Below are 2,512 nucleotides of genomic sequence, written 5' to 3'. Positions count from 1 at the left end.
GAGCGGCGGTGGAGCCAGACGGTCTCGACCCCGGCGCGCTGGGCCGGGAGGTAGGCCTCCTCGGCCGGCCCGTCCACCTCGGCGAAGATCCGGACCGGCAGGTGCGCGGGCAGTTCCTCCAGGATCGCGGCGATGGCGGGCAGCGCCGACTCGTCCCCGGCCAGCAGGACCCAGCCGGGGTCGGCGGGCAGCCGGAACTCCACGCCGCCTGCCTCCTCGACGGCCGGTCCGCAGACCACCACCCGGTCGCCGGGCGTGGCCGTGGCGGCCCACCGGGAGCCCGGGCCGAGGTCCCCGTGCACGGCGATGTCGATGTCGATCTCGTCGGGGTCGCGGCGTTGGCCGCGGACGGTGTAGGTGCGCAGCACCGGGCGCACCCGCGGGTCGGCCTCCCGCCAGCTCTGGTACCAGCCGAAGTCGCCGTCGCCGGGCGGGATCAGCGGCTCGGACTGCCCGGGGAGCGGCAGCAGCAGCTTGATCCGCTGGTCGAGGCCGCCGTTGACGAACCCGGCGAGGCTCTCACCGGTGAGCGTGACGCGGACCAGGTGCGGGGTGAGCGTGGCGGTGCGGGCGACGCGCAGGGGGAAGAGCGCGAAACGGGCGGGAGCGGTGACGGTGGACAGGGCGGGCTCCTTCCAGCGAACGGGCGGACGCCGCGGCCGTGCCGGTCCGTACGTCCTCGACGCGCACCGCAGCTTAGGTGAGGCTAACCTAAACTCCGCGTCGTGGACAGCCGCCCTGGCTCACCGCCCTGGTCCGCCGTCAGTCGCCGCTCCCGTCAGTCGCCGCTCCCGGCCGCCACCGGGTCGGTGATGCCGCCGGGCGAGGCCTCGCCCCGGACGTCCCAGCCGGCCAGGCGGGCCGCGGGCTCGTAGACGGACTCGTAGAAGTCCAGCACCACGGCACGCGCGTCCTCCCGGCCGCGGACCTCGTCGTACGGCAGGACCGCCAGGTGGCTGCCGCTGCGCTCGACCCAGCGGGCGGCACCGGGCCGGAGCGGGCTGTCGGCCAGGCCGGCGGGCTCGGGGGCCGCGTAGGAGGAGAAGGCCGGGTTCGGGAAGGAGTCGTCGCCGAACCAGAAACCGGAGCTCACGACCTCGCGGGAGTAGGCCTCGCGGGTCACCGGGTCGACGGTCCTCGGCTGTTCGATCACCCGCCCGGAGAACCGGGTGACGGCGATGTCGAAGGTGTGCCAGAAGTGGTGCACCGGGCTGATCTTCCCGCAGAAGCCGGCGGCGAACTCCTCCAGGAGCAGGTTGACCTGGCTCAGCACCTGCCAGTAGCGGTTGACCCAGAACGGGTCGTAGGCGGCGTGCTCGGTGTCCTCGGTGAACGGCCGGCCGGCGTCGGGCAGGTCGAACGGGAACGGGTGCGAGACCGTGACCGGCACGCCGACCGCCGCGAGGGAGTCGAGCGTACGGCGGTAGAACGACGCCACGGACTGCCCGGTGAGCGGGAACGAGGCCGTGCGGCCGTCCGAGGAGGAGCCCACCAGCCGGTGGTCGACGAAGTCGAAGTCGACGCAGAAGGTCCCGCCCCCGTCCAGCACCGCCATCGGGCGGGTGGTGATGCCGCGCCCGGTGAGGTGGTAGGGGACGTTCCACCAGTGGTTGCGCCGCACGCTGCACGCCAGGCGGATCTTGCCGACGACCTGGGCGAAGCGGTGGACCGTCGCCTTGGAGTCCTGCCACTGGGCCAGCGGGATCGGGGGGAACAGCTCCATGAGGGCCACGCTAGGCCGGTGGGGGCCGCCCCGCATCCGCACCCGGGCGTCGCACGGCCTCGGCCGGCGCGCCCCGCCGGGGGGACGCGCCGGCCTCGGTCCGAGCTTGTTCCGGACCCGTCAGAGGGCGCGCGCCCTCGTCCAGGCGGCCTCGCGCAGCAGCCGCAGCCCGTTGAGGCCGACGATCACGGTCGAGCCCTCGTGGCCGAGCACGCCCAGCGGCAGCGGGAGGGTGGCGACCAGGTCCCAGACCACCAGGGCGGTGATGAACACCGAGGCGATCACCAGGTTCTGCACCACGAAGGACCGGGCCCGCCGGGAGAGCGCCACCACGGCCGGGACGGTGGCCAGTTCGTCACGGACGATCACCGCGTCGGCGGTCTCCAGCGCCAGGTCGGAGCCGGCCCGGCCCATCGCGATGCCGGTGTGGGCGGCGGCCAGCGCGGGCGCGTCGTTGACGCCGTCGCCGATCACCAGCACCTTCCGTCCGGCCGCCTCCTGCTCCCGGACGGCGGCGACCTTGTCCTGCGGCAGCAGCCCGGCCCGGACGTCGGTGATGCCGACCTCGGCGCCCAGGTGGGCGGCCGCGCGGGGGTTGTCGCCGGTGAGCAGCATCGGCGCCGTACCCGTGAGGGCCGTCAGCGCGGCGACGGTGTCGGCGGCGTCCGGGCGCAGCCGGTCGGCGATGCCGAGCACGCCGACCGGGACCCCGTCCGCCTCGACCAGCACGGCGGTGCGGCCGGCCTCCTCCAACTCGGCCGCCAACTCGCCGCACCGGTGGACGGATCC

At 74.8% G+C, this 2,512-nt stretch carries 3 protein-coding genes; all 3 read right to left on the bottom strand.

The genetic code is table 11. The features are described from left to right. The coding region (locus AE652_RS48675) for a siderophore-interacting protein (protein ID WP_234348639.1) at positions 1-545 on the bottom strand (545 nt) is incomplete at its 3' end. Positions 546-778: 233 nt separating this feature from the next. Then, entirely contained in the window at positions 779-1,723 is a 945-nt protein-coding gene (locus AE652_RS33620; protein ID WP_049658549.1) for a DUF5996 family protein, read from the bottom strand. A gap of 120 nt (positions 1,724-1,843) precedes the next feature. Then, the coding region (locus AE652_RS33615; protein WP_049658547.1) for an HAD-IC family P-type ATPase at positions 1,844-2,512 on the bottom strand (669 nt) is incomplete at its 5' end.

It is taken from the genome of Kitasatospora sp. MY 5-36 (assembly GCF_001182915.1).
Taxonomy (GTDB): Bacteria; Actinomycetota; Actinomycetes; order Streptomycetales; family Streptomycetaceae; genus Kitasatospora.
The sequence above is the reverse complement of the archived record's forward strand: the minus strand, read 5'-3'. Positions and strand labels throughout refer to the sequence as shown.